We start from the raw sequence: 22148 nt of genomic DNA, 5'->3' as shown, positions 1-22148 counted from the left end.
TTTTGACACGCGCTACGGTCCTTGCGGGATTGCGTGGGGCGAACGGGGGATCATTGGCGTGCAGCTTCCTGAGGCCGACGCCACCGCGACGCGGGCCCGAATGCATCGACGCTTTGCGCAGCTTCGGGAAGGCTTGCCGCCGCCCGACGTGAAGGCCGCCATGGCCCGCATCACGCACCTGCTCACCGGCGGCCACGACGACCTGTCCGACGTGCTGCTCGACTGGCACGGGGTGCCGGACTTTCATCGCAACGTCTACGAGATTGCCCGGCGCATCCTGCCCGGCGAGACGCGCACCTACGGCGAGATCGCGGACGAACTGGGCGACAAGAACCTGTCGCGCGCCGTGGGGCAGGCGCTGGGGCTCAATCCCTTTGCGCCGGTGGTGCCGTGCCATCGCGTGCTCGCGGCGGGCCAGCAGACGGGCGGCTTTTCTGCGCACGGCGGGGCGGGCGTCAAGGTGAAGATGCTGGCGGTCGAAGGTGCGCAGCGCGTGTCCGCGGATGGCACGGCCGCGCTGTTCGAAACGGACGATCTGCGCCAGCCCTAGTGTCCCGAATCGGAAATTCGTTGAACAAATCTGCCGGGAATCGACGCCATGCGGCGTTGCAAATGCTCGCCATGCGCTCGGCATGGCTGTGCTTTGCGCCTTGCCTGACATCGATTTCGAGAGATTTGCTTGTTCAACGAACTTCCAATTCGGAACACTAGAACGGCATGCGCGCCAAGCCCATGGCGCAGATTGCCCCGGTCTTCGTCAGCTCGACCTCGCTCGACCTGAGTGCCGAGCGCCAAGCGGTGGCGCGCGTGCTGGATGGCCTGCGCGAGACCAAGTTCGTCGGCATGGAGCACTTCGGCAGCCGCGACGAATCCACCGGCAAGGCCTCGCTCGACGAGGTCGACCGCAGCGAGCTCTACATTGGCATCTTCGCCGGCCGATGGGGCTCGGGCATCACCCACGACGAATATCGCCGCGCCCGCGAGCGCCGCTTGCATTGCCTCATCTACTTCAAGGACGAAGCGGCGATCGATGCCTTCGGCCCCGGTGGGCGCGATGACGATCCGGCAGCGGCGCCGCGCCTGGCTGACTTCAAGCAGGAACTGAAGCGCCACCACATCGTGCGCGCCGCATTCAGCAATGGCGACGAACTGGCTGCCCAGGTGGCGATCGATGTGCACCGCTGGCTGTTCGACGTGGCGCGTCCACAGGCGGCCGCCGGGCGCGCTGGCTTGCTCGACGCGGTGGTCGATTTCCGCCCGCTCATCGAGCGTGAACTGCAGGACTTCGCCGGCCGGGAGCGGCTTTTCGACGAACTGACCGACTTCGTCGCCCGCGGGCCAAATGGCTACTTCGTGTTCATTGCCGACGCCGGCCTGGGCAAGACAGCATGGGCCGCCGCCGTGGCGCGCCGGTGGGACGCGCCGGCGTACTTCTGCAGCGTGGCCGAGAACCGCGTGGATCCCGAAGGCTGCCTGCGGCACCTCTGCGCAGAACTGGTATTGCGCTGGGACCTGCCGTACGACCATCTGCCTGACAACGCGGGGCATGACGCCACCTGGCTGGGCAACCGCCTGACCGAGGCCGGCGCCAAGGCACGTCGACTCGGCCAACCCCTGTGGCTCGTGCTGGACGGCCTCGACGAGGCGGATCCCGCGGAACCTGGTCGCAACACCCTGCGGCTGCCGACCCGTCTGCCCGACAACGTCTACGTGCTGCTCACGACGCGGCCGGGTGGCTACAGCTTGGCCAGCGCTCCTGGCACGCGCCTGATGCCGCGCGAGCTGGCCGCCGGCGATGCGATGCAGCGCGACGACATTACCGCGAGCCTGCATGCCGCATGGCGCCGACCCGAAGTGGCGCGAGCCGCTGCCGCAGCCAAGCCTGCGCTCGACGAAGCCGGATTTGTTGCTCACCTGCTGGCGGCCGCGGAAGACAACTTCATGTACCTGGCCTACGTGCTGGCCGATATTGCCGAGGGCGTGCCCGGCTTTCGTCCCCTGCAAGCAGAGCGCTTGCCGGTGGGCCTGGAAAGCTACTACGCCCACTTCTGGGCCCGCATGGGGCTCAACGAACTGCCGCAGCGCGACTATGCGCAGTGGACCGGCCTCTGGCGACCCGTGCTCGCCCTGCTGGGCGTGGCCGGCGAACCGGTGAGCACGGCCTGGCTCGCCGATCATGCGGGCCGCCCTGCGGACGAGATCCACACGCGCGTGCTGCAGCCATGGCGGCGATTCCTGGCGGGCGGTCGCCAGGGTTGGCGCATCGTGCACAAGTCCTTTGCCGACTTTCTGGGCAGTCGCGACGAACTCGATCTGCCGGCAATGCACCGTGCCATTGCGCAGCGCGATCTTGCGGACGCGTCGCGCTGGCCACGCTTCGATGGCTACGCCTTGCGCCACCTGGCCACGCACCTGCGCCGCGCCGGTGAAGATGCTGCGTTGCTCGCGCTGGTGGGTGATCCACGCTGGTTCGCGGCGCAACAGTTGGCAGACCCCAGCGTCGCCGGCTTCCAGCACGACGTGGCCCAAGCTTGGGCGACGCAAGAGGCCATTGACGACGCGGCCCTGACGGCAGGCCAGCCACTGCCGGCGCTGGCCGGGGAATTGAGATGCGCCCTGACCACCGCCACGCTGGGGCATCGTTCGTCCAACCACAGCCCCGGACTGCTGGCCGCGCTGGTGCGGCACCGCCACTGGACCCCCGCTGTTGCGATGCGCGTGATCGAAGCCATGCCGGCGGCCGATCAGCGGCTGGAAGCCTACGCGGCCCTGGCTCCCGCACTCGATGAATTGAAAGACGTGCGCATCGCACTGCAACGCGTGCGCACCACCAGCGAGACATTTGCATGGCGCGCTGCCATGGTGTCCTTGCTGCGGCACCAGGCTGGAATCGGCGACGTCGAAGGCGCGCTGTCGGAGGCGTTGGGCCTCGCCGACAGCGAAGCCGCAGCGCGTTCCATCGCCGCGATCTGCCCACTGCTCGAACCCGGCGACGCCCAGGTCGCCCTGGTCCGTCTCATCGAACTCGTGGCGGCGGAGTGTGCCCGGCGAAAGTTGCGCGGCGCGTTCGACACCGACGACACCTGGCACCTGGGTTCATTGCAGGCGGCGCTGGATGCGCAATTGCTGCCCGCACTGCGCGCGCTCGAGGCGACACCACCACCGCGGCCGCTGAGTCTGTTCTGGCCAGGCGCGCTCGCGCGTGCCACAGCGCTGCGCCTGGTCGAGGCCGGCGACTGGCCGGCAGCGCTCGCGCAATGGGCGAAGCTCAAAGCCCCCACCGTGCGGGCCACTGCCGCAGCGGGCATGGTGCGGTGTTGGCCCGAGGCCCAACGATCGTCAGTGGCCGGGCCGTTGCTGACGAAGTTGTGGAAGGCAGCTCCCGACCACCCGAGCCCGAAGTGGTTGCAGGCCATGGCCGAAATGACCGCGTTCCTGCCGGGTGGTCCGCGCGAAACGGGGCTCGAAAGGCTTGTGCGCGCGGCGCTGAAAAAGCACATGCTCCTTCCGGCGAGGACCCTTGCAGCGCTCGAACCGTGGCTCACCGACGGCGCACTGCGTCTTGCCGTGGAACTGGCCGGCGAAATCGAGGACCGCCACGACCGTCGGGAAGCATTGGGCGCGCTCGCTGTTGCCTTTGCCCGCCTTGAAGGCCCCGAGGCTGCGCTGCGCCTGGCCACCCGGGGCCTGGATTCCTACGATCGTGCCGATGTGCTGGTGCCGATGCTTCCACGCCTGGTGCTGGCAGGCCACCTCGCGTCAGCCTTGCAGGCACTCGGCGACCTGCGGCACGACAAGTTCCTGCCGGATGCGCTGGCGGCGATTGCACCCGTCCTGCCGCCGGAGGCCATCGACGCGGCGCTGACCAAGGCGGAAGAGCTGAGCGATGCCGCGGCGTGGTCGCGCGCCGCTGGTGCGCTTGCCGAGCGCCTGGCGGTGCTGGGCCAAGGCCCGAGGGCGCTGGCCGTTCTGCACCGCATCAAGGATCGCCCGCGCCCGCTGGCAGCGCTGCGTGGCACGGCGGCCTGGTTGATGGCCGAAGCAGGCCTGGGCGATGAGGCCCTGGCGCAGTCGATGGCGCTGGATACTGAAGAGCAGCGTGCCGAGGCACTCAAGGCGCTTGTGCCGGTGATGCCACTGGCTCAGTGGGATGCCCTTTGGGAACGGCTGGCCGAAGCCTGGCAACGGGCTGCCGATGAGCGTGGCGCCCATGCCGTTGGCACGCAGTTCAACCTGGAGGAAGGTCTCCTCGCGATGGTGACGCGGTGGGTGCCGGTTGAAGGCGCGTTGGCCACGCATGCGCGCTGCCTGCGCGCCCTTGCACCGGGCATGCTGCGCGCGCAGTTGATGCTGAAGGCTCTGGCCGGCTTCGACCATGCGCAGTTGCTTGTGGATCAGGCCATTGAAGAACTGCTTGGCGGCGCTGCCGGCGAACGGAGAATCATTGGCTACGCCCTCCGGGATCTGGCCCCCAGCCTGTCGCGCGCTGCGCTTCAAAGCGTGCTGGCATGGCTGGATGCCCACCGCAACGAGCGCGCTGTCATGGCTTTTGCAGGGCCTGAGAAATTCGAGCCCGAACTGTTGATCCAGCTCGGCCGCCTGGGTGATGTGGAGGAGGCGCGCAGTCGCAGCCGATGGCTCGAACCCGAAGGAGAAGTGGCGTTGGCCGCGGCCCTGTGCGAGCGGCTGCCCCCTGCGGAGGGCGACGCCTGGGCCATGGAAGCCGTGCAGGCCTTGACCAGGATGCACTACAACTTCCACAAGGTCTTCGCCCCGCTTGCGCAGGTTCTCACGGCTGCCACGTTGCCGGCCGCCGAGGCTTGGCTGCTTGGGCTGGACAAGGCCGAGGACCGCGAGCGATGTGCATGCGCCTGGGTAAGCCGCGCCGCGGACTGTCAAGACTTGCCCACGACCGTGGAGACAGTGATGGGCTGGGTTGATGAAGCTGCGCAGGCGGGCGGCGTGGCAGCATTGGCGCCACACGCCGACGCGGTCCTCCTGCGCCGCTTCGAGGCGGGCGCAGGGCATTGGCCGGCGGAAGATTGGACCAGGCCAGCGCTGCGCGGCGTCGCGCTTCGTTGGGCGGCACTGGGTGAACGCCAGACGGCTGTCGACCGGGCCATTGCCATGAAAGACGGCGAAGTCTGGGTCCATCTCGCGCCGACCCTCGACGTGCCCGCGCTGGAGCAGGCTCTCGCACACTTGTCGTCGGCGTATGTGCGCGACAACCCCAGGGCAAGATCCGCCATCGCCACCCGGTTTGCGGTGCTGGAAATGACGGTGCCCGCCATGGAGTTGGCGCTGCGCTCCGGCGTGCCCGAGGATGTCCTCACTGCCCTGGAGGCCGTCGTCCGAGCGCTGCTGGAAGCACCTGCTGCTGCCCGCCATGCCGCCTGGCGATGTGGCTTGGCCGCAGCGTCCACCCTGCAACGCGAGCAGGCCCTGTCGGTGGCCCGCATCCTGCTGCGCCTGACACGTGGCCTGAGCCGACCGGGCGAACTGTCGGCGATCACTGCTGCGGCAGTTGATGTTCTTGCCCTCTGGCCTTGAGCTTGGGGCCTGCAATTTCCGGACCCTGCGCGCCGGGGCAGATGGGTGGAAGCAACACAATTCCACGCCGGGGAAGATGGTCTAGCCATGGGCGAAAGGGCGTGGTTCAATGCACGCATGAGGACGTTTTCCCGCCTTCGCCCCACTGTTGCCAGATGCGTATTTCTGGCGGCGACACTGGGGCCGTGCCTGGCGTCGGCGCAATCAACGCAGGCCGACACGGGCACGGGCAACTGGCGTTATTCGTTGTCGGTGTACGGGTACTTTCCGAGCATCGGTGGTTCGAGCAGCGTGCCCAGTACACCTGGCGGGCCCACCATCGACGTGAACGCCGGCACCGTCATCGACAGCCTGAAGTTCACCTTCATGGGCGCCTTCGAGGCCCACAACGGACGCTGGGGCGTCTTCACCGACTACATCTACCTCGACCTCGGCGGCAGCAAGTACGGCACACGCGACTTCACCATCGGCGGCAATGCGATTCCCCTGAGCACGCAGGCCGATCTCACCTGGGATCTGAAAGGCTCGCTGTGGACCCTGGGTGGTGAATACCGCGTGATGCAGACGCCGGCGCTGTCCATCGACCTGCTGGCAGGCGCACGCATGTTTGCCTTGAAGCCCTCGTTGCGCTGGGGCATCTCGGGCGATCTGGGGCCGATTGCACCGGCGGGGCGTTCAGGCAGCTTCGAGAACAGCGAGACCTTGTGGGATGGCATCGCGGGCCTCAAGGGCCGCTACACGATGGGCGAGACGCGCAGGTGGTCCTTCCCGTTCTATGCCGACGTCGGCACAGGGCAGTCGCGCCTCACCTGGCAGGCTGCGGCAGGCGTGAGCTATGCCTACCCATGGGGCGAGCTGACGGCCATGTGGCGCTACATCTCGTACGACATGAAGTCGGGCAGCACCATCGACAACCTGAACTTCAACGGGCCGATGCTTGGCGCCACCTTCCGTTGGTAGCGGAACGCACTCAACAGCCTTCTAGGCGTTGACGCAGAAGACCACGACGCTGGCGGCGTTCTGCGAACCCATCGTTCCCGTGCCGTTGGCAACGCTGCAGAACTGGCCAAGGGGTTGCTGCGACACCGTGACCTCGTAGGTTTGCCCCGTCGCCACCGGCGTTGGCATCGTGAAGGGTCCGGACACCGTGATGAAGAGGGAGTCCCGTCCGTTGGCCACCTGAAGCGACTTGTTCAGCCCCAGACCGGTCACCGATCCGCCGACCGTGAATGCGGGGCCATCCGGTGCGTCAGACCCGCTGTCACCGCCACATGCGACCAGCAAGGCGCTGAGCGCGGCGAGATGAACGAAGCGCCAAAGGCCAGTGGCTGCGCGAGCATCGGGCATGGGGCTCTCCTTGTGAGGCAGGCATTCGACAGGGGTCTGGCGAGTGTCTCCGCCCCATTTGAACAGGTTCACGACCTTCGTGGGGCCGCGAAAATCAAGGCGCAAGCTTGATCGTGCCCGCCTCGAGATCCACCGTGCCAATGCGCACCCAGTCGGGCCCGGTGCGACCCGGATCGTCGTTCTTTGAATTCGATGTTGCGATGCTGAAGTTCTTCGAGACCAGCTGCTGGTTCGGCTGCCCTTCGTTCAGCATGATTGTCACGGTCCCGGTGGCGGTCTGGCCCGTGCCGTGGTCGGAATAGTAGTGAACCGCAACCGGATACTGGCCGGCAAGCGCCGTGCCGGCGTTGGTGCCAACCGTTGCCAGGGTCGTGTGCTCGGGACCGAAGCCGCGCGTGTTGTCGAAATCGAGGTTCATCCTGTTCACGGTCTTGCGATTGAAATACCAGGACGTCTGGTTGCCGGGCGGCGGTTCCGTCACATACAGGTCGACGTCCGCGTTGTCCTGGTCCCATGTCAGCGTGGTCAGCAGCTTCGTCAGCGAGCCGGTGCCCGTGACATCGACGATCAGCGTGGCTGCATTCGCATACCAGTTGGATTGCTGCGCGAGGCCAGGGCCTGCCACGACCACGACGGTGTTGTCCCCCGCGGAAACCGGAATGGTGGCTGAGAACGCCCCTGAAGCAACGGCGACCCGTTGCGGCACGCCTTTCACGTAGGCAACGATGCTGGCGTTGGTGCCCAAGCTGCCCGAGAGATTGCCTGCGAGCGCCACGCTGCGGTTGGGGATCTGCTGGCCCGGCGAGGGAGAAGTCAAGCCGATCAGGGGAGAAGAACCGAAGCCGCCCTCGGCCTGCGTCGTGAGCGTTGCAAAGTCTTCGTTGCGCCCCAGGCTTGGAAGCGCCACGTACGAGAACGAGTCGTAGCCCGCGTAGCGGCCCCAGTTCGTGCCGTCGAAGGCGAGGGTCTGTTCGGCACCCATCACGTCGACGTCATGGAACCTGAAGCCGGTGCTGTCATAGCCATGGAGGACGGCTGCGTGCTTCGGGATGCCGTTCTGGCCGAGCAGCAGCACCATGGGTTGATTGAACGCTGCGAGGTAGACCTTCATGAGCCGCGCCGTCGCTGCGTTGCCAAGGGCGCCCAGGACCGTGCTGGACTTCATCGCCCAGTATTGGCTTTGCGCGACTTGCGCGCGAGCCGCCACCAACTGCGCGATGCCCGCGTTGCCCGCTGCCGCGTACTTCGTGCCCAGGTTCGACCCCGGGCGGTTGGCGAAGTACCAGCTTGCGTACGCCGACATGCCAAGGCTGTTGCCGCCCGGGCTGTAGTAGCTGCCGAAGTTCGGAATGTTCCAGCCGCTGGCCGAAGGCGAGAAGTTCGACAGCGAGCGGCTGGTTGGCAGGCTGGCCGTGTTGAAGGCAACAACAAGGAAGTGCGAGAAGCTGCGCGCCTCGACCTGGAACGAATGCGCCGCCTTGTCCTGGCTGACGATGGTCACGGGCTCATAGCGCTGGTTGCCTGCGTCGTAGTGAACCACCGCCAACTGGTCTTCATCCACAACAGCACTGGCGTCGTACCGCAGGGTGATGAGAAAGGGCGCGTTGAGTGCGTCAGGCTGATCGACAGCCACGTCGATGGCCGCGCCAATGGCCGTGAGCATCAACGGCAGGCCCGGTGGCGGCACCATGGGTGTCACGGTGATGGTCTGCGGCTTCAGGCTGGCACCTGACGGCACCGTCACGTCGGCGACCGGCGTGGACACCATGCCGCCCGAGGCCGCGACCGTTCCCGTGCCGCCCGGCAGGCTCTTGACGCACGCGATGGCGATGTTGATGACGTTGCTCGACGCCACCGTTCCGGAGCCGTTGCCCACGTTGCAGACCTGGCCCACGGGTTGCTGCGACACCGTGACCGCATAGGTCCGCTGCGAAGGCAGTTTGGTTGAGAAGGTGAACGCGCCTATCGTTGATATCGACAGGCTGTCGCCGCCATTGGCGATCTGGAACGACGTGCCGGAAGCCAGTCCGGTGACCGTGCCGCCGATGGAATAGGTAGGGCCTTGGCCATCGCCGCCGCCTCCGCAAGCCGTCGTCAGGGCAGCCAATGCGGCCAATCGGGCAAGGCGCCCCGCCCGGAAGCATCGGCGCGGTCGATGGAGCGCCCGGACACTGGCTTCTGCGAGACCGGATATGGACGCGGCTGCCTGCGGGTTGGTCATGGATGTCTCCAGGGCGTGCTCTATCGCGCGAGGGCAAACGCCTTCGCATTGCGCGTGAGAACTTTGTAACTGGACGTTATGGATGGCCCATGCCAGCGTCAATCGGCCGAATTGGCTAGACCCACCCATGCGGTAGGCGCAAGGCGCTTTGCAAGCCGGGGAGGGCGTTCATGCGCGCTCACTGTCTGGCGCTAGCACAGCCCGCACACGCCCGCCGCAGCGCGACCTTTCCGTGATCGCGACAATAGGGTGATGAATTCCCGTTTTCTGCGCATCGCCCTCGTGCTGGGGCTGCTGTCGGCCATTGGGCCATTCGCCATAGACATGTACCTGCCGGCCTTGCCCGACATCGGCAACAGCCTGCACGCGAACATCGGCGAAGTGCAGATGAGCCTGACGGCCTTCTTCATTGCGCTGGGCATCGGGCAACTGTTGTATGGCCCGGTGTCGGACATGGTGGGCCGCAAGCCGCCGCTGTATTTCGGACTGCTGCTGTTTGCCGGCGCGAGCGTGGGCTGCGCGCTGGCGGGCGACATCCACACGCTGATTCCTTTCCGCTTCCTGCAAGGCCTCGGCGCTGCGGCCGGCATGGCGATTCCACGCGCCGTCGTGCGCGACCTGCACACAGGTACGGACGCTGCGCGGCTCATGTCGCTGCTGATGCTGGTCTTCAGCGTGTCGCCGATCCTCGCGCCCCTGGCCGGCAGCGCCGTGATCGCGTTCACCGGTTGGCGTGGCGTGTTCTGGGCCGTCACGCTGGCGTCGGTGGCGGGGCTGGTGCTGACGGGGGTATTTCTCAAGGAGACGCGCACTGCGGAAGCACGGCTGGAAAGCAGCTTGGGCAGCGCCTTGCGTTCCTACGGCGTGCTGCTGCGCGATCCGCACTATCTCGGGCTGGTCTTCATCGGCAGCTTCGCGATGGGTGGATTCTTCGTGTACCTGGCCAATTCGTCCTTCGTGTTCATCGACCACTACGGGCTCACGCCGACGCAGTACAGCGTGGCCTTCGGCGTGAATGCGGCGGCGTTCATCGGGGCATCGCAGTTCACCGGCGCGCTGGGCGAGCGGATCGGGCTGGTGGCCATGGTGCAGAGGGCGGTGCTGGCGTGCTGCCTCGTCATGCTCGCGCTGCTGGGCTACTTCGTTGCCGGGGGCGACAGGCTGGAGGTGCTGATCGGGCTCTACTTTATCGCCAGTGCTTTCATGGGCCTCGTGATTCCGACCACGGCCGTGCTGGCGCTGGAGAAGCACGGCGTCATCGCGGGCACTGCCTCGGCGTTGATGGGCACGCTGCAGATGCTCACCGGCGCGGTGATGATGGGCATCGTCGGCTTCTTCACCACCGGCACGCCGCTGGCCATGGTGGCGGGCATAGCGGCCGGCGTCGGCATCTCGCTCGCGCTCACGTGGGCGACGCTGGGTGGGCGGCAAGCGCAACCTTGCCCGGTCGGCCAGTGATGCAGGACGGACTCCCCCAGCCGCAACGCACGCGGTCCATGATCGTCATCATCCTGGGCATCGCCGTGGCGGTGCTGGATGGGACCATCGTCAACCTCGCCTTGCCGGGCATCGCGCACGAACTCAACGCGAGTCCCTCGCACACCATCTGGGTCATCAACGCCTACCAGATCGCCACGCTGGTGATGCTGCTGCCGCTCGCCTCGCTGGGCGACCGCATCGGGTATCGGCGTGTCTATCTGGTCGGCATGGCGCTGTTCACGGTGTCGTCGGTGATGGCGACCTTCGCGAATTCGCTGGGGACGCTGATCGCCGCGCGCGCCTTGCAAGGGCTGGGCGCGGCCGGGATCATGAGCGTGAATTCAGCGTTGGTGCGCCTCACCTATCCCCGGAGCCAGCTCGGGCGCGGCATGGCGACCAATTCGCTGGTGGTCGCAACCGCTTCGGTGGCGGGGCCATCGGTCGCGGCGGCCATCCTGTCGGTGGCGTCGTGGCCTTGGCTCTTTGCGCTGAACGTGCCGCTGGGCATCCTCACGCTGATCCTGGGCGCGCGCGCTTTACCGCACAACGTGGCCAAGGGGGCGCAGGAGCGTTTCTCGCTCGTCGATGTGGCGCTCAACGTGGCCATGTTCTCGCTGGTCTTCATTGGCGCCGACGGGCTCGGCGTGCGGGACGGCGCCACGGGGGCAGGCGCGTCGCCCTCGGCGTGGATCATGCTGGCGGCGGGGGTGGGCGTCGGCATCTTCTACATCCGGCGCCAGCGCCATCAGGTGGCGCCGCTGTTTCCGGTGGACCTGTTGCGCATCCCGGTGTTTGCGCTGTCGATGTGCACCTCCGTGATGGCGTTCAGCGCGCAGATGCTGGCCTACATCTCGCTGCCTTTCCTGCTGCTGGGCTTCTACGGACGCTCGCACGTCGAAGCGGGCTTGCTCATCACGGCGTGGCCGCTGGCGATCGTGGTGATGGCGCCGATCGCAGGGCGGCTCATCGGGCGCTTTCCCGATGGGCTGCTGGGTGGCGTGGGCCTGGGCATGCTCGCATCGGGGCTGGCCTTGCTGGCGCTGCTGCCTGACAACCCGTCCAATGCGGACATCGTCTGGCGCATGGCGCTGTGCGGCCTGGGCTTCGGGCTGTTCCAGTCGCCCAACAACCACACCATCGTGAGTTCGCCGCCACCAAATCGCAGCGGCGCGGCGAGCGGCATGCTGGGCACGGCGCGCCTCACGGGCCAGACCTTGGGCGCGGTGATCCTGGCGATCATCTTCAGCTTCTGGCATCCGGGCGATGGGTCGGTGATTGCACTGGCGCTGGCGGCTGCTTGCGCGGCCACGGCGGCGGTATTCAGCACGCTGCGGCTGCGCGAAAGCAGCGGCGTGGCGGCGGCGGGCGCGGGGTCCACGGATCACAGCTGAGCAATGGCCATGCGGCCATTCGCGCAAACCGCATCGAACACGTACATTGCGCCTTTGTGCGCCAGCACATCATCGCCCGACGAATGAACCGCTGACTCCATGGCCCAGATCGGCAAAGCACCCAGCGACGCTGCCTTCATTGCGCACGGGTGCGACGCCCAGCCTTGCCCTCCCGCTTCCAAGCCGTGGGTGCTGGTGGCGGCGATCATCGGTTCGAGCATGGCCTTTGTCGACGGCACGGTCGTCAACGTGGCCCTGCCGGCCATCCAGCGCGAGTTGAACGCGACGGCCTTTCAGGCGCAATGGGTGGTGGAGTCTTATGCGCTGTTCCTGGCCGCGCTGCTGCTCGTGGGCGGCTCGATGGGCGACCGCTTCGGGCGGCGCAAGGTGTTTTCGCTGGGCGTGGCGCTGTTCGCAGGCGCATCGGTGGGGTGCGCACTCGCGGCCGACGTGCAGATGCTGATCCTGGCGCGCGCGGTGCAGGGCATCGGCGGTGCGATGCTCGTGCCGGGCAGCCTGGCGCTCATCAGCGCGAACTTCACCGAGAAGGAACGCGGCCGGGCGATCGGCACATGGTCGGGATTCAGCGGCGTCACAGCCGCCGTCGGGCCGGTGATCGGCGGATTCCTGGTCGATCATTACTCGTGGATCTGGGCTTTCCTGGTGAACGTGCCGCTCGCGGCGGTGGTGCTGGCGATCACGTGGCGCCATGTGCCGGAAAGCCGCGGCGCGGCTTCCGCGGGCTCGCTCGACTGGCTGGGCGCGCTGCTGGCCACGCTGGCGCTGGCGGGCATCGTCTACGCCTTCATCGAGGCGCCGTCGCAGGGCTGGAACGCGTGGCCGGTGATCGCGGCGCTGGTGACGGGCGTCGTCGCGGGCGGCGCCTTCGTGATGGCAGAGCGGCTCGTGCGCGAGCCGATGCTGCCGCTGGGGCTTTTCCGGATCAGCGACTTCAGCGGCGCCAACGTGCTGACCCTGCTGCTGTATGCGGCGCTCGGCGGTGGGCTTTATTTCTTTCCGCTCAACCTGATCCAGGTGCAGGGCTACTCGGCGACTGCCGCCGGTGGGGCGCTGCTGCCTTTCATCCTGATTCTGTTTGCGTTGTCGCGGTGGTCGGGGCAACTCGTGGACCGCGTGGGCGCGCGCCTGCCGCTGGTGATCGGCCCGACGATTGCCGCCGCCGGATTCGCCCTGTTCGCGGTGCCGGGCACGGGCGCGAACTACTGGACGGGTTTCTTTCCGGCGGTGTCGGTGCTCGGCTTGGGCATGGCCGTGACCATCGCGCCGCTGACCACGACGGTCATGAATTCCGTGGGCACCGATTCGGCGGGCCTCGCCTCCGGGGTGAACAACGCCGTGTCGCGCGTGGCGGCGGTGCTGGCGATTGCGGTGTTCGGCCTGCTCATGGCCTGGGCCTTCAACGCCAGCCTGGGCGATGGGCTGAAATCGATCAACGCGTCGCCCGAGGTGGTCGCCTTCCTGGACACGCAGCGTGTGCGTCTGGCCGAGGCGGGGTTGCCGGCCGGGACCGACGCCGCGCTCGCCGCCGCCTTGCGCGAGCAGATCCACGCGGCTTTCGTGTCGGGCTTCCGGTGGGTCATGCTGATGAGCGCGGCGCTCGCCTTGTTGAGTGCGCTGAGCGCGTGGGTATGGATCGGCCGTGGCGCTTCGAAGTCTGTCTGAAATAGACCAGTTCCCCAAAGTCTGGACATTTTTGCCATAATGGCTCAACACAGGAGTCCATCATGTCTGCATTGTTGAGTCTCGAAGAATTGCCGCGCCAAAACGCTTCCCAGGTCAAGAACAAGTGGGGCGACGTGGTGCGGCAGGTGCGCCAGTCGGGCAGCGTGGCCATCACCAACCATGCGGCGGTCGAAATGGTGCTGCTGGATGCCTCGACCTACCAGCAACTCACCGAAGACCTGCTGGCGCTGCGGGCACGGGAGCAATCGGTGCTCGACGATCTGTCCGACCGCTTCAAGACGCGCCTGTCGGTGCTGCAGGCGCCCGATGCGGCGCACAACGTGGCGGCGCTCTTTGAATCGAAGGGCAAGCTCGCCAAACGACCCAAGGCGGGTGCCTCCTTTTGACGCGCAAGGCGGCAGCGGCACGGCCCTTTGTCTTCGTGCTGGCCGGCGTCAACGGCGCGGGCAAGAGTTCCGTCGGCGGCGCCTTGCTGGCAGAACATGGCCTGACGTGGTTCAACCCCGACACCTATGCCCGCGAACTGGTCGCCACCCTCGGACTGGGCGTGGAAGAGGCCAACGGCCAGGCGTGGGAATTCGGCCGCGCGCAACTGGCCGCCGCCATGGCCGAGGGCATCAATTTCGCCTTTGAAACCACCCTCGGCGCCCGGACCATCCCCGACATGCTCGCCAAGGCGGCGCGCACCCACGACGTGGTGATGCTCTTTTGCGGGCTCGATTCCATCGAACACCACATGCGCCGCGTGAGCGCCCGAGTCGCCGTCGGCGGGCATGACATCCCCGAAAAGAAGATCCGCGAGCGCTGGGTGGCCTCGCGCATGAACCTCATCCGCCTGATGCCCGGGCTGGCGCGCCTGCAGGTGTTCGACAACAGCACCGAGGCCGCGCCGGGCGAGGACATTCCCGATCCCGTGCTGGTGCTGGACATGGTCAAGGGCAAGGTGCTGTATCCGCCCGCCGGCGACGCCGCCGCGCTGGGCGCAACGCCGGAGTGGGCGCGGCCCATCGTGCAGGCGGCGATGGAGCATCAGGGCGGGGCGGCGGTCGTGCCCTTGAAGCGGCCGCGGCCCAACTGAAAATACTGGCGCAGCCCGCGCCGTGCGCTTACGCTGGCGGCATGGCCGAAAGAATCCACCCCCTTGCCGGCAAGCCGGCTCCCGCGTCCTCGCTCATCGACGTGGACGCGCTCATTCACGTCTACTACGCCGAGAAGCCCGATCCTTCGGTGGTCTCGCAGCGTGTCGCTTTCGGCACCTCGGGGCACCGCGGCACCTCGCTCGAACGATCGTTCAATGAGTGGCACGTGCTGGCCATCACGCAGGCCATCTGCGACTACCGCGCGGGGCAGGGCATCGACGGGCCGCTGTTCCTGGGCATCGACACGCACGCGCTGTCGGCGCCGGCCGCCCAGAGCGCGCTGGAGGTGCTGGCGGCCAACGGCGTGCAGGTGATGCTGGCCACCAACGACGAGTTCACACCCACGCCGGCCATCTCGCACGCGATCCTGAAGTGGAACCGCGGACGCACGACGGGACTGGCGGACGGCATCGTGGTGACGCCATCGCACAATCCGCCGCGCGATGGCGGCTTCAAGTACAACCCGCCCAACGGCGGACCGGCCGGCGGGGACATCACCGGCCCGATGCAGGCGGCGGCCAACAAGTACCTCGAGCAGAAACTCGCGGACGTCAAGCGCATGCCGCTGGCGCAGGCGCTGAAGGCATCGACGACGCACCGCTACGACTACCTGGACACCTACGTTTCAGACCTCGGCAACGTCATCGACATGGACGTGATCCGTGACGCCAAGGTGCGCATGGGCGTGGATCCGCTGGGGGGCGCGGGGGTTCACTACTGGGCTGCCATCGCCGATCGCTACAAGCTCGACCTCACGGTGGTGAGCGACGCGGTCGACCCGACTTTTCGCTTCATGACCTGCGACTGGGACGGCCAGATCCGCCTGGACCCGTCATCGCCGTACGCGATGCAGCAGTTGCTGGCGATCAAGGACCGCTTCGACGTGGGCTTTGCATGCGACACGGACCATGACCGGCACGGGATCGTGACGCCGGCCACGGGGCTGTTGCCGCCGAACCATTACCTGTCGGTGTGCATCGACTATCTCTTTCGCAACCGCACGCAATGGGGTGCGCAAACGGCTGTGGGAAAGACGGCGGTGTCGACGGCGCTCATCGACCGGCTGACGGCGCGGCTGGGGCGGCGGCTGTACGAGGTGCCGGTCGGGTTCAAGTGGTTCACCGAGGGCTTGATGGACGGCTCGCTCGGCTTCGTGGGCGAGGAGAGCGCGGGCGCGACCTTCCTGCGGCTCGATGGCAGCGTGTGGACCACCGACAAGGACGGCATCACGGCAGCGCTGTTGTCAGGCGAGATCACGGCGCGCACGGGGCGCGACCCCGGCACGTTGTACGCGGAGATGGCGCAGGAGTTCGGCTCGCCGGTGTCCAGCCGTGTCGATGCGCCGGCCAATGCGCAGCAGAAGAAGCAGTTGGGTGCGCTGTCGCCTGATCAGGTCAAGTCGAGCGAGATGGCGGGCGACGAGATCGAGCAGATCCTGAGCAATGCGCCGGGCAATGGCGCGGCCATCGGGGGCATCAAGGTGATTTCCAGCGGCGGCTGGTTTGCGGCGCGGCCTTCGGGCACGGAAGACATCTACAAGATCTACGGCGAGAGCTTCAAGGGGCCGGAGCATCTGCAGCGCATCTTGCAGGAGGCGCAGGCGATGGTGGATGCAGCCATTGCGCCGGCAGGCGGCTCTTAGGTTCCTGGTCTTTGCGGCAAGCGCCCAGCACGCGATGGCCGCAAGGGCAAGGTAGTTTCTCTTCTCAGGCGCGCACGTAGCTGAGCCGCGCTTCGTGCGGCAGGCTTTCACGAACGATGTCGCGCGCATCGTCGTCCGCAAAGTCGAAGAGGGCGTCGGGAATTTCGCGCTCTTCCAGTGAAAACAGGATCTCGATCGCGTCCTGCTGGGCTTCGGTGAACACGCCGGCCTGCGTGACCTGGTTGAACATGGCGGCCGTCTCCTTGGGCGCCAGCTGGTGCAGTTCGAGCATTTCGAGCACGAGCGCAATCTGCGAGGGGGTGAGTGGCTGGGGCGACTGGGCGGCGTTGGAGCGCTTCATTTGGGTTGATCCTTTCAGTCCGGAATCAGGACTTGTTGTCTTGTTGATGTCAGTCTCTGTGTTGGTCCTTAAACGTCGCTGAAGTTGATGGAAGATGACCGTCCCGATATGCGAAACGCGCTCCGGGCGTGAAGGAAGTCTCAGCGCGACGATCAAGCTGCCGATCCGATGGATGGAATCGGCGCGCTGACCGGGCTTTCGCTCTGCGCCGGAAGGGCGTCAAATCGGGGATTGTCATAACGCGAGGAGATTCACATGTTCAAGCGCATCCTTGTCGCCACGGATGGTTCCTCCTTGTCCGAACAAGCCGTCAGCAAAGCCATTGACCTGAGTCTGTTGTGCGGCGCCGAGTTGCGCGCAATGACGGTGGCGCATCTGGCGGCGCACAGCTTTTTCGACGGTTCATCGGTGTTGAGCCAGGTGCAGTCCGAGGAAGCACAGGCCCGGTCGGTCGAGAAGGCGCAGGCCCTGGTCGATGCCGTCAAGGCTGCCGCGCTGGCCAAGGGCGTGGGCAATGTCGAAGCCGTGGTGGTCAAGACGAACCTGGTGGCGGAGTCCATCATCGAGTTCGCGCAAACGCACGACTGCGACCTGATCGTGATGGCCTCGCACGGACGTCGCGGGCTCACGCGGATGCTGATGGGCAGCGAGACGTTGCATGTGCTGACGCATTCGCACATCCCCGTGCTCGTGTTGCGCTGAAATATGGGGGCCTCATGGCCTCCCCGTGACATCGCTTCAGGGTTTTCTGCTGCTTGGGCCGCAAACATACCTCCTTCGCGTTACCGCGCATGGCCAATAGCCAAAGCGGCACCCCGCGAACACACTTCGCCGGCATCGGTATCTGCCCGTTGGCCGATCCGCGCAGGAGGAGTGGCAATGAAGAAGAAATTTTCGGCCACCACAAGGTCGCTTCCGTTCGTCGCCATCGCCGCCGTGTGCCTGGCGGCGGCCGGTTGGCTGGCCGGCTGCTCGAAGAACGAGCCCGCTCCCGGCACCGTGCTGGACGAAGCGAAGACGGTCGGCCGCACCGTCGCCTCGTTTCCCCACGCCGACGAGGACTACTTCAAGGACATGGACGGCGGCGTCGCGCTGACGCCTGAAGAAGTCAAGGGCCGCAACATGTGGCTCATGTGGAGCGGCGGCAACGACCGCTTCTGGTCGAAGATGACCGACTACACCTACGGCGCCTTCGACCTGCTGAAGATCGTGAGTTCGCATCCGGGCCTGGGCTATTCGCGCGCCAATCGGTGGGACTACTTCGGGCTGGTGAACGAACCCTGCTTCGAAAAGGCCGCCGGCCCGGACAAGAACCGTCGCGGCCTGTGGCTGGACGTGCGCAGCAAGGACTGCGCGCCCGATCCCTTCGAGAACGAGACCAAGTACCCCGGCGTGGCCATCGGCGCACGCGGCAAGCCGCTGGGCGACGGCACGACCTTGCCGGTGGGTTCCTTCTACGGTTGGGGCACGGGCATCGCCGGCTTGCGGCTTTTTCCCAATCCCGACTTCGACGAAAAGGCCGCCAAGGCCTGGGACGCCGACAAGTACTACACCGACCCCAGCTACTACAACCGCAAGGACCTGGTGCGGCCCTACCGCGTCGGCATGTCCTGCGGCTTCTGCCACATCGGCCCGAGCCCGGTCAAGCCGCCGGCCGATCCGGAGAATCCGAAGTGGGAGAACCTGAGCTCCTCCGTCGGCGCGCAGTACATGTGGGTGGACCGCCTGTTCATCTACAACGCCAACAAGCCCGAGGGACGGCGCAACTTCATGTTCCAGCTGGCGCACACCTTCCGGCCGGGCTCGATGGACACCTCGCTCGTGTCCACCGACAGCATCAACAACCCGCGCACCATGAACGCCGTGTACGAGTTTCCGCAGCGCATGGCGCTGGCCAAGCGGCTGGGGCAGGAAAAGCTCAGCGGCGGCGAGCGGGACAACAAGCAGTTCAACGATTTCGTCACCAGCGGACCGTTGACGGAGTTCTTCTCCAAGGCTGACGAAACCGTGCGCACGCCGCATGTGCTGAAGGACGGCGCCGACTCCGTCGGCCTGCTCGGTGCCCTCAACCGTGTGTACCTCAACATCGGCCTGTTCAGCGAGGAATGGCTGCTGCATTTCAACGCGGTGGTTGGCGGCAAGACCATCACGCCGATCAGGATCGCGGACGCGCAGAAGAACTCGGTCTACTGGCAGGCCACCGAGGCGGGCACGCCCAACACGGCGCTGTTCTTCCTGAAGGCCGCGCGCCCCGACCACCTCAAGGACGCGCCCGGCGGCAGCAAATACCTCGAAGCCGACGCGGCGACGCTGGACAAGGGAAAGACCGTCTTTGCCGACACCTGCGCGCGCTGTCATTCGAGCAAGGCGCCGCCACCGGAGGTCAACACCGCGCCCGCCCAATGCGCGGGGCCGGGTTATCTGGATTGCTTCAAGCGCTACTGGACATGGACGCAGACGGACGACTACAAGGCCAAGATGCGCGCCATCGTGAAGGCGCCGGACTTCCTGGAGAACAACTACCTGTCGACCGAAGTGCGCATTCCCGCGACGCTGCTGCGCACCAACGCCTGCAGCCCGCTGGCGACGAACGCGCTGGCCGGCAATATCTGGGACAACTTCTCATCGAGCACCTACAAGTCCTTGCCTTCTGTGGGGACCATCACGGTGGCGGACCCATTCACCGGTGAGCCGCGTCCCTATTCCATGCCGGCGGGCGGGCGCGGCTACACCCGTGTTCCTTCGCTCATCGGCCTGTGGTCGACGGGGCCTTACCTGCTCAACAACACCGTAGGGCCCTTCGACATCAGTCCCTCGGTGGAGGCCCGCATGAAGGTCTTCGACGCATCCATCGAGCAGATGCTGTGGCCTGAGAAGCGCGAGCGTGATCCGGAGCTGGGCAACAAGGTCAACGGCACCATCGACCGCACCACCGAGCGCAGCGAGATCGTCATTCCGGTGGGTTTCGTGCCCGACGCCCTGAAGCCGCTGCAAGGCACGCTGCACCGCTGGGTGCCCGATCTGGTCACCGAAGGCGGGGACGTGGTCCTCGGGCCCATTCCCAAGGGCGTGCCCATCGGCATCCTGTCGAACCTGAAGCTGCGCGCCGAGGAAGACGGCATCGCCGACAAGGCCGAGCACGTGGCGAAGATGAGCGGGCTGGCCCTGCGGCTCAAGGCCAACCTGCTGACGGCCCCCAAGGGCGCGACAGACGAAGAATTGCGCAAGCACTTCGCCGACCTGCGCGAACCCATGCTGGCGCTGAGCAAGTGCCCCGATTTCGTCGTCAACCGCGGCCACTATTTCGGCACGGCCGAGTTCAATCGCCAGGACGGCCTGAGCGCCGACGAGAAGTCCTTCGGCAAGGAGCCCGAACTGAGCGACGCCGACAAGCGCGCGCTCATTGCATTCCTCAAGACCTTCTGAGAGGTGCCAAGTTCTTCGATGAACGCTGATCAGGCGCCCGACTGGGACTACGTGATCGTCGGCTCGGGCGCGGGGGGCGGTGTGCTGGCGGCTCGGCTGGTGGAAGAGGGCATGCGCGTCTTCCTGATCGAAGCCGGCGGCGACCCGCGCAAGGGCGAGCGCATGCCCGACGACTACGACGTGCCGGCCTTCCACGCCTTTGCCTGCGAGAACGACGCGCTCAAATGGGACTTCTTCGTGCGGCACTACGACGACGAAGAGCGGCAGAAGCGCGACCCCAAGTACACCCCCGACAAGGGCGGCGTGCTGTACCCGCGCGCCGCCGCGCTGGGCGGCTGCACCGTGCACAACGCCATGATCTTCATGCCCCCGCACGACTCGGATTGGGACGAGATCGCGCGCAGCACCAGCGACGTGTCCTGGAACGCGTCGCACATGCGGCGCTACGCCCAGCGCATCGAGAACTGCAGGCATCGGCCGGTGTGGCGCCTGCTGCGCCACGTCGGCTTTGACCCCACCGGCCACGGGTGGAACGGCTGGCTGCGCACCGAAAAGTCGATGCCGCTGTCGGTGCTGCATGACAACGGCCTGATCCGCACCGTGGTCTCGACGGTGGGCACCTTCACGCACAAGCTGCCGACGCCGCTGCGCAGCGCGTGGAACTGGATTCGTGGCGGCGTGGGCGACCCGAACTCGCGTCGCTTCACGCCCGGCAGTTTCGAAGGCATCTGCTACACGCCGCTGGCCACCAGCGGCCATCGCCGCTTCGGCGTGCGCGAGCGCCTCATCGACGTGAAGCGGCGTTTTCCGGATCGCCTGCACATCGAACTCGACGCGCTGGCCACGCGCGTGCTGTTCGATGCGCGCGGCGCGGCCAACGGCGTGGAATTCCTCAAGGGCGCGCACCTCTATCGTGCGCACGCCAAGCCCAACGCAGGGCAGGGCGACCGGCGCGAAGTGCGCGCGCAACGCGAAGTGATCCTGTGCGGCGGCGCCTTCAACACGCCGCAGCTGTTGATGCTCTCGGGCATCGGCTGTGCGCTGGACCTGCGCCAGCTGCGCATCGAGCCACGCGTCGATCTGCCCGCCGTGGGCCGCAACCTGCAAGACCGTTACGAGGTGGCGCTGACGCACCGCATGAAGGCGCCCTGGGAAGTGCTGGAAGGGGCGCAGTGGAAGCGCGGCGACCCGCTGTGGGACATCTGGAAGAAATCGCGCACCGGCATGTATGGCTCCAACGGCGCGGCCGTGGGCCTGGTGACGCGCTCGGACCGCGCCACCACCGAGCCCGACATCTTCTGCATGGCGCTGCTCGCGCGCTTCGAGGGCTACTTTCCGGGCTTTTCGAGGCTCATCAGCGCGCACTCGGACCAGATGACGTGGGCCATCCTCAAGGGCCACACGCGCAACCGCGCCGGCAGCGTGCGGCTTCGCTCCGCGGACCCGCTCGATCCGCCCTTGATCAGCTTTCGCTACTTCGAGGAAAGCGGTGAGGGCGCACGGGACGACCTTCAGGCCATCGTGCAGGCGATCCGCGAGATACGCGCACTCACGGCGCCGCTGGTGGCCAGCGGATGGATTCGGGAAGAGGTGCTACCCGGCGCCGGCGTCGACAGCGATGAAGCCGTTGCGCAGTACGTTCGGGATACGGCATGGGGCCACCATGCATCGTGCTCATGCCCCATCGGCGATCGCGACAAAGGCGGCGTGCTCGACAGCACGCTCAGCGTGCATGGCGTGTCGCGGCTGCGGGTGGTGGATGCCTCGGCCTTTCCGAAGATCCCCGGCTTCTTCGTGGCCGCGGCGGTCTACATGCTGGCGGAGAAAGCGGCCGACATGGTGCTGAGCACCGCAACGCAAACACCTCTTTCGACAAATTGACGCGTCA

The 22148-nt window shown here is 66.6% G+C and carries 16 protein-coding genes; 12 read left to right on the top strand and 4 right to left on the bottom strand.

Going from position 1 to position 22148, the window contains the following annotated elements; genetic code table 11:
• The first annotated feature begins 58 nt into the window (after nucleotides 1-58).
• From QTI66_RS02450 to QTI66_RS02440, 3 genes are all read left to right on the top strand, one after another.
• A complete protein-coding gene (locus QTI66_RS02450) occupies nucleotides 59-550 on the top strand; it encodes a methylated-DNA--[protein]-cysteine S-methyltransferase (protein ID WP_444814937.1) in 492 nt (163 codons plus the stop codon).
• Nucleotides 551-717: 167 nt separating this feature from the next.
• Nucleotides 718-5550, top strand: coding sequence for a DUF4062 domain-containing protein (locus QTI66_RS02445; protein ID WP_286557260.1), 4833 nt, complete (start codon nucleotides 718-720; stop codon nucleotides 5548-5550).
• A 117-nt stretch (nucleotides 5551-5667) separates the two neighbouring features.
• Complete coding sequence (locus QTI66_RS02440; RefSeq protein WP_286557259.1) at nucleotides 5668-6510, top strand: hypothetical protein; 843 nt, start codon at nucleotides 5668-5670, stop codon at nucleotides 6508-6510.
• Nucleotides 6511-6531: 21 nt separating this feature from the next.
• Here the strand turns inward: QTI66_RS02440 and QTI66_RS02435 are convergent, their stop codons facing one another.
• Nucleotides 6532-6897, bottom strand: coding sequence for a hypothetical protein (locus tag QTI66_RS02435; protein WP_286557258.1), 366 nt, complete (start codon nucleotides 6895-6897; stop codon nucleotides 6532-6534).
• A gap of 94 nt (nucleotides 6898-6991) precedes the next feature.
• Nucleotides 6992-9118 carry a YfaP family protein gene (locus QTI66_RS02430; RefSeq protein ID WP_286557257.1) on the bottom strand — a complete coding sequence of 709 codons (2127 nt, stop codon included), beginning with the start codon at nucleotides 9116-9118 and terminating at the stop codon, nucleotides 6992-6994.
• Nucleotides 9119-9370: 252 nt separating this feature from the next.
• Between QTI66_RS02430 and QTI66_RS02425 the strand changes: the two genes are divergently transcribed.
• Nucleotides 9371-10576 (top strand): multidrug effflux MFS transporter, encoded by a 1206-nt coding sequence (locus tag QTI66_RS02425; protein ID WP_444814936.1) that lies wholly within the window; start codon nucleotides 9371-9373, stop codon nucleotides 10574-10576.
• Nucleotides 10576-11988: an MFS transporter gene (locus tag QTI66_RS02420; RefSeq protein WP_286557254.1), complete on the top strand. Its 1413-nt coding sequence runs from the start codon at nucleotides 10576-10578 to the stop codon at nucleotides 11986-11988. The genes QTI66_RS02425 and QTI66_RS02420 overlap by 1 nt, the downstream gene beginning before the upstream one ends.
• On the opposite strand, the gene QTI66_RS02415 is transcribed toward QTI66_RS02420, so the two are convergent.
• The gene (locus tag QTI66_RS02415) at nucleotides 11979-12209 is read right to left on the bottom strand and encodes a hypothetical protein (RefSeq protein WP_286557253.1); all 231 of its coding nucleotides are present in this window, start codon (nucleotides 12207-12209) and stop codon (nucleotides 11979-11981) included. The genes QTI66_RS02420 and QTI66_RS02415 overlap by 10 nt on opposite strands.
• On the opposite strand from QTI66_RS02415, the gene QTI66_RS02410 reads away from it, so the two are divergent.
• The 4 genes from QTI66_RS02410 to pgm all read left to right on the top strand — a co-directional run bounded on the left by QTI66_RS02410 (nucleotide 12208) and on the right by pgm (nucleotide 16473).
• Nucleotides 12208-13671, top strand: coding sequence for an MFS transporter (locus QTI66_RS02410; RefSeq protein WP_286557252.1), 1464 nt, complete (start codon nucleotides 12208-12210; stop codon nucleotides 13669-13671). The genes QTI66_RS02415 and QTI66_RS02410 overlap by 2 nt on opposite strands.
• Nucleotides 13672-13733: 62 nt before the next feature.
• Nucleotides 13734-14078 (top strand): type II toxin-antitoxin system prevent-host-death family antitoxin, encoded by a 345-nt coding sequence (locus QTI66_RS02405; protein WP_286557251.1) that lies wholly within the window; start codon nucleotides 13734-13736, stop codon nucleotides 14076-14078.
• A complete protein-coding gene (locus tag QTI66_RS02400; RefSeq protein ID WP_286557250.1) occupies nucleotides 14075-14770 on the top strand; it encodes an ATPase in 696 nt (231 codons plus the stop codon). Before QTI66_RS02405 ends, QTI66_RS02400 begins: the two co-directional genes overlap by 4 nt.
• 41 nt (nucleotides 14771-14811) lie before the next feature.
• Nucleotides 14812-16473 (top strand): phosphoglucomutase (alpha-D-glucose-1,6-bisphosphate-dependent), encoded by a 1662-nt coding sequence (gene pgm, locus QTI66_RS02395; RefSeq protein ID WP_286557249.1) that lies wholly within the window; start codon nucleotides 14812-14814, stop codon nucleotides 16471-16473.
• A gap of 64 nt (nucleotides 16474-16537) precedes the next feature.
• Here pgm and QTI66_RS02390 read toward each other — a convergent pair whose 3' ends face one another.
• A complete protein-coding gene (locus tag QTI66_RS02390; protein WP_286557248.1) occupies nucleotides 16538-16834 on the bottom strand; it encodes a hypothetical protein in 297 nt (98 codons plus the stop codon).
• Between the two features lie 255 nt (nucleotides 16835-17089).
• Between QTI66_RS02390 and QTI66_RS02385 the strand changes: the two genes are divergently transcribed.
• The 3 genes from QTI66_RS02385 (at nucleotide 17090) to QTI66_RS02375 (ending at nucleotide 22141) form a co-directional block, all read left to right on the top strand.
• A complete protein-coding gene (locus QTI66_RS02385) occupies nucleotides 17090-17536 on the top strand; it encodes a universal stress protein (protein ID WP_286557247.1) in 447 nt (148 codons plus the stop codon).
• Between the two features lie 177 nt (nucleotides 17537-17713).
• Nucleotides 17714-20260, top strand: a complete 2547-nt coding sequence (locus tag QTI66_RS02380; RefSeq protein ID WP_286557245.1) for a hypothetical protein — start codon at nucleotides 17714-17716, stop codon at nucleotides 20258-20260.
• Between the two features lie 18 nt (nucleotides 20261-20278).
• Nucleotides 20279-22141, top strand: coding sequence for a GMC family oxidoreductase (locus tag QTI66_RS02375; RefSeq protein WP_286557244.1), 1863 nt, complete (start codon nucleotides 20279-20281; stop codon nucleotides 22139-22141).
• The last annotated feature ends 7 nt before the right edge of the window (nucleotides 22142-22148 follow it).

The sequence above is a fragment of the Variovorax brevis genome, assembly GCF_030317105.1.
Classification (GTDB): Bacteria; Pseudomonadota; Gammaproteobacteria; order Burkholderiales; family Burkholderiaceae_C; genus Variovorax; species Variovorax brevis.
This window is presented reverse-complemented; position numbering and strand designations above follow the sequence as displayed.